The following is a 6158-nucleotide window of genomic DNA, read 5'->3' as shown; positions in this document are numbered from 1 at the left end:
TACATGAGTTGCATCATGCGTGAAATTGAATGATATTCCCCAGTTTGGCTCAGGGCAAAGGTGGTTCATAGCCCCAGATCTTGAAACAGATATATTTGATATATTAGTGAAATGCTGTTTCATTTTGTCTCACATATAACGTCCGAGATAACCGGCTTGCCAACCAGCTGGCTACCAAGTTCAAACGGCTAAAATTGTTGAAGCCAACTCAAGAGAACGCGCGTGCTCGCAAGTCGGGTTGATTGATTTGTTATACAATTTCAGGCACTTAGTTTGTTTGGTCCTGTTTTTTTGTTAAAGTGTCGCGCTTCAAAGTCGAAGCTAGGGGGTGGGCTTTCTCGTTGTCATATGCAAAAGATGTCGATTGCACAAGAACAAACAAGAAAGTGATAATTATCACATGAATTTTCTGACCCATTGTGTCATCTTTTTATTTTTAATTTTTTTGTTATTATTGGTAATGGAGACAAACCAAGGAATTCACGTTCGGCATTATACATATCAAAATAGATACGTTGTTTTTCCATTGGCACATCTCCCCTTGAATAACCACCCACATCATATAAATTTTCCTTTCGTTCTTCCTTTGTCTTCAATTTGGGAAGCCACACTACGTTGTATTGATCTTCAGGAATTGAATAGGTGGGTTTAAATTTTGGTTTTGCATTTTTATGATGCGGAAAGACCCCATAGCCCGGTTTAAAGATTTTGACAGTGCATTCAGGTTCCCAGCCATGAAGAAGTCTAAACGCCTCCACCTTGTGGGTGGGTATGCTGAATTCTCCGTTGTGGTCGGTGACAACTTCAATTGCATCAGCATATTTTGCCACCGGTCCTCCCGGGCTCAGTTGAAACTGCGTATAGAAACGTAAAAAAACAACGGCTCCCTCTATAGGGCCACCTGTCTCTAAATCAAGAACTCTCCCTTTGAAGGGGCCATAATCGTGGGATATAGTACATCCGGATATGAGCATGAAGAAAATGACACCTAGGTACTTCTGCCAAGATATAATATGTGCTTTCATGTTTTGGGTCACCTTTGCCGCTCTTAGCAATTTACAACTGCTCTACTTTCCAGATTCAGAGACCATCCCTGACAAAGTACAAGTAGTAAGTGGCGGTCACCTGGGTGCCATTTATATCGTGGAGTCTGGTAACCCGGTATTTTACGCAAAATTTTCAATAATTGGCCATTCTTGTTCCGTTGCCACACACAATGAGGATTGAGTCATGATTAGGATCATTATAAATGTGAAGGCTAATTCAAGTTGTTTTAGCGTGTAGATGTTATTTCTCATTATTTTTTACGTATAACGACCGAGATAACCGGCTTGCCAACCAGTTGGCTACCAAGTTCAAATGGCTAAAATTGTTAAATCCAACTCAAGAGAACGCGCGTGCTCGCAAGTCGGGTTGATTGATTTGTTATACAAGCCGAATTCACAAAGTAAGTGCGACACATTTTGTGTTAAAAGAGGTGATCTGGAATAGTTGTTATTTTTCTAAACGACCAAGTGAAGGAAAGTAACAATGGCATATTCACAAATCACCTCAGATGAAAGATATACGATCTCTACGCTAAGAAAGCAAGGGTATAGTGCTGCTAGGATTTCTGATTATTTAGGTCGGCACAGGAGTTCTATCTACAGAGAAATAAAGAGAAATCACTGTAATGTTGGTCATTATAGACCTTCCAAAGCCAGCAGTAGGACAAGAACTAGACGATCTGTCTCCAGAAGGAGATAGACACCTCTCTAATTCTGATTTCAAGCTTGTGAGTGGTTTACTCAAGCTAAAATGGAGCCCTGAGCAAATCAGTGGGTACTTGAAGAAAGAGGGTGTGTTTTCAATAAGCCACGAGACGATATACCGTTATATTTGGACTGATAAAAAGAAAGGAGGTTGTCTGTATACCTATTTGCGTGGCTCCCCTAAAAAACGGCGAAAACGTTACGGAGCTTACGATAGCAGAGGACGACTTGCAACCAAGAAACACATTTCAGAGCGACCTGAGTACATAGAAAATCGAGAAGATTTTGGGCCCTGGGAGATTGATTCAGTGATGGGTAAAGGAAGTAAAGATTGCATAGTAACCTTGGTTGAACGTAAGAGTGGCTATTTGCAAATAGGTAAACTTAAGAACCATACCCAAAAAGAACTCAATCAAAGAAGCTTGACTCTGATCCGCCAACTGCTCCCTTACTATGAAACAATAACAGCAGATAACGGTACAGAATTTCATGGTTACAGGGAGATAGAGAAGAAGACCGGTGTAACATTCTACTTTGCCACACCCTATCATTCTTGGGAACGAGGTACTAATGAGAATACAAATGGATTGATTCGCCAATATCTGCCAAAAGGAACCAGCATGGCCAAACTAACCCCACGACAATGCCGAACAATTGCTGATAAAATAAACCGCCGCCACCGAAAAAGACACGGCTACAAAACACCAGAAGAGGTACTATATGGATTCTAAATTTTGTCGCACTTCAAAGTTGAAGCTAGGCAATTTATTGTTTTAAATATTTTTTGAGATTGATAATAATATTAGATAGTTCCTGTGAATATTCATTCAGTTTTAGATGGTCAGCAGTTATTAAAGCTTCTCTGATTTCTTTCACTACTTTTTCCATTCTAGTAGTGTTCTCAACGATGTTTCCAGATAGTGATTCGATTTTATCTAGTCCTAATTCAGTAATTTTTTCACCAATTAGTGGTATAGCTTTTATTTTTGGAATTGTTACTTGAAGCGCACCATTAATGCTTTCTAAATTTTTAAATGCATATGCTTGTGCTGTTTGAGCCAACATTGTTAGCTCTATAGAAATGTCTTGAACAGCATCTATTGCTTCTTGGTTGTCAGAAATGGCCCGTTTGGCTTTGTTGTGTGAAGATGTCGCTGTGTAAAGAAAAAATATTAAGCAGAGGAATGTGATGCTTGCGCCAATTCCGATTATCCAAGATGCATATGTGTCACCAACTAATTTTGCGCCCATTATCATTACGATACCGGCAAATCCAAAGGCAAGGGCAAATCCGCCAGATTTATACAATTTATTTATTGACAGGGCGAAGCTTGTTGAAAATCTAGTTATTTCTGTTGAAGGCATGACAAGGTGTCCTTATTTTTTTTGCATAACGTCCGAGATAACCGGCTTGCCAACCAGTTGGCGACCAAGTTCAAACGGTTAAAATTGTTTAAGCCAACTTAAGAGAACGCGCGTGCTCGCAAGTCGGGTTGATTGATTTGTTGTACCAAAATCTACCACCATTACCTGCTTAGGGCTTTGACTATTCTGTCACCATTTAATGCTCCACCTTTGGTTATAAGCCTTACAGGTAACTCTCCTAAATGTGAATCTTTGAGCCCTTGGTATATTTTTAGAAGATCATTGGAGGTTAAAAGTGAAATACCAATATCATACTCATATTCACATTCACCTATAAAATCTTCGCTAAAGTCATTAGAAACGACAATGACTTGATTTACGTGATAACCATTCTTTTTGCACAGGGCTTCATAGGACTTTAGTTGCCTGGAGACTGCTGTGAATTTATTATAATCTTTGTCTTTAACTGTTTTACATTCTGCAATTATGACATCTTTATTGCCAAGGTTGATAAGGATATCCATTTTTGACTTTGATGTGTTTACTGTTGCTCTTAATTTCTCGTCGATATTAAAGCCTAGCTTGGTAAATAGGTCTTTTGTGAGTTTTTCATATAATGAGCCAAGTTCACTCTCCTTAATATCCAACCCTTTGTCTTTCAGAGAATTAATATCTCGGCAACCAATTTCAACATAATTATCCAAGTATAAATCTTGAATATTTCTGAAACTGTCGATGATGTTTAGAACATGATTACCGCGAGAGTTAATTTTGTTTTGCTTACAGAATTCTATCAATTCGTCTTTTGGCAATAAGTACAGCAAGTCTCTCGGCCCTATGCCATAGTCGGTAAGGAGGTCGGCCTGTAAAACTTCATCTTCCTGTAATTCAAATTCGTTTTTGACTGTTTTGTTTAAGTCTGGTTTGAACTTGATTAGTAGTGAAATTAATTCTCCTAAACCATCTTTGGATAAAGATGTAGAATCTTCTTTTTCTAAATTTCTTAAGTGGTCTAATAGGTTATAGACCCTTTCATCTAGTGATCTACCCATTTTTGGGAGAGATATATCCAAATCATTAGTTATTAATGTTTGTATTCTCTTGGCTCTGTCTCCTTTGGATACATTGTCTTGGAATATGCCGTTACACAGTAATGATGTTGCATTAATTCCTTGCCCTAAAATTGCATTAATTTTCTCACCTCTTGATAATTTTCTATCAATACTGTGTTTTTTGGCAATTAAATTAATTTCTGGATTTGTAAGATGCTTTAGTACTCTGCGGAGGTATTTGAAGGGTAATTCAATTTCAAGAATTTTTCTAAGGAGGTAAATGATCTCATCTGGAACAAATAATGTATTTGTTTTTCTGTTGAAGAAGACAATGCCTGTTTCTTTTAATTCATTAATCACATCTTCAATATTATATTTTTTAGGTGGGACAACTGAGTACGTAATTGCTTTTTCTTCTTCGCTTGATAGATCGAGACTCTTTGAAAGAGTATGCAATATTGTTTTTTCTTCCCACGATAGATGTTGATCTCTGTTTATCTCAATGTCATTGGTATAGGCCGTATGAACGCAATTTTTGAAAATTATATAATCTCGTTTTCTCTCTGGAGATATGTCTGTTTTGTCTTCTTCAATTTGAGTATTTATAGATTTAATTTGGTTTGTTAGGTTTTTTAATGATTTTTTATATAACTTGTCAAACCAGTCCCGAGACATCATTTGATTTCCGTCTCTGACAAATATCTCAACAATTAATTCTAGTTGATAATTGCTGAATTTTATTCCTTGCCTTAGGTGATCTGTATATTCTTCCCTCAACAGGTTGAATAGCTGTACAATGTTTGTATCTTCAGCTTTTTTTAGAACATTATCACTATCTGCTAGTATCTTTTCAATTTTTGGATTTCTCTCTCTCCCTCCTTCAGTATATTTGTCTAGAATTTTCAAGAAGGATATCTTTTCGATTTGATTTACCTTAGTTAACACTTTAATTAGGTTCACTGATATTTCTCCTGAAAATGATTTTATTGGTTATGTTATGGGGTACAACGTTGAGATAAGCTGACCGCCTGTCAGCGGGGCCACATCTTTCCAGCAGGAAAGATGTGAATGATAGCCCGATAAGTAGCGCGTGCTCGCGGGTCAGCTTGATTGTATTGTTGTATTAAAGGTGAACTTTTGAGCAATTTTGGCTCAAGCACCGTATGTCTTTTAAGCACCTGTTGGCTTTTCTAAATATTAAGCAAATGGCAATGTGTAACATTAAGCCATTTGCATGTTTCTAAATACCTGGGACTAACAATCTACGACTGCTCATAAAACCCCAAAAGTTGTTTCGTAAGCGGGTAACAACCCCAACAATGCAGTGAACTTAAACAAGTGCGATGAAATACGCAACGAATTGTTATTATATGGATTTGTTGAAGAATGTGAATTACGGCTTGTTTAAAGAACCTGCGGTGTTGGGTCTAATACTGAAAGAGCGACACAGAGTTGAATAGAGCAGGGTGATGAACTTTGTACCGTGAATGAGTAGCACAGCTTAGCTATTTACGATTGTTGAATTAAGCTGAATATTTCTTAGCCTGAGAACTGAGAGGTTGGAAATGAGAAACGTAATTTAGCTTTGGTTACAAAAGTAAAATAGCGGAGAATGTACCGTGAACTCTTTGAAACCAGCAAACAGCTTTTCATTTACTGGGGTTTACCCATGAAATGAAGAAGCAAAAAAACAGAAAACAGAGCAAAGACTTTTAAAAGAAAAAATTAGAAATACAACGTCCGAGATAACCGGCTTGCCAACCAGCTGGCTACCAATTTCAAACGGTTATAATTATTGAAGGCAACTCATGAGAACGCGCGTGCTCGCAAGTCGGGTTGATTGATTTGTTGGGTTAGTATTACCCTAAGGTTTACTTATGGTAAAGTTGTAAAATTTAATTGGATCTGAGGTGATGATAATCATGAAACATTACAACTTGTAGATTTGCTTAAAAAATTATGATTGACAATGGATTATGAATAACGGAAT

Annotated in this window: 3 protein-coding genes and 1 pseudogene; 1 reads left to right on the top strand and 3 read right to left on the bottom strand. The window is 37.4% G+C overall.

From position 1 onward, the window contains the following. Positions 1-422: 422 nt before the first annotated feature. Positions 423-1025, bottom strand: a complete 603-nt coding sequence (locus ABYK33_RS12945) for a carboxypeptidase-like regulatory domain-containing protein (protein WP_373033685.1) — start codon at positions 1023-1025, stop codon at positions 423-425. A 505-nt stretch (positions 1026-1530) separates the two neighbouring features. Between ABYK33_RS12945 and ABYK33_RS12940 the strand changes: the two are divergent. Then, positions 1531-2482 (top strand): annotated as a pseudogene (locus ABYK33_RS12940) (IS30 family transposase). A 34-nt stretch (positions 2483-2516) separates the two neighbouring features. On the opposite strand, the gene ABYK33_RS12935 reads toward ABYK33_RS12940, so the two are convergent. Together ABYK33_RS12935 and ABYK33_RS12930 are read right to left on the bottom strand one after the other, a co-directional pair. Further along, a complete protein-coding gene (locus ABYK33_RS12935; RefSeq protein ID WP_373033684.1) occupies positions 2517-3116 on the bottom strand; it encodes a hypothetical protein in 600 nt (199 codons plus the stop codon). Between the two features lie 161 nt (positions 3117-3277). Continuing rightward, entirely contained in the window at positions 3278-5128 is a 1851-nt protein-coding gene (locus ABYK33_RS12930) for a hypothetical protein (RefSeq protein ID WP_373033682.1), read from the bottom strand. Positions 5129-6158 lie beyond the last annotated feature (1030 nt).

This window comes from Sulfurovum sp. (genome assembly GCF_041562805.1).
Taxonomy (GTDB): Bacteria; Campylobacterota; Campylobacteria; order Campylobacterales; family Sulfurovaceae; genus Sulfurovum.
This window is presented reverse-complemented; position numbering and strand designations above follow the sequence as displayed.

Excerpts from the sequence above, each read along its gene's own strand:
- ABYK33_RS12945 (WP_373033685.1), bottom strand. The coding sequence starts at position 1,025 with ATGAAAGCACATATTATATCTTGGCAGAAGTACCTAGGTGTCATTTTC.
- ABYK33_RS12935 (WP_373033684.1), bottom strand. The coding sequence starts at position 3,116 with ATGCCTTCAACAGAAATAACTAGATTTTCAACAAGCTTCGCCCTGTCA.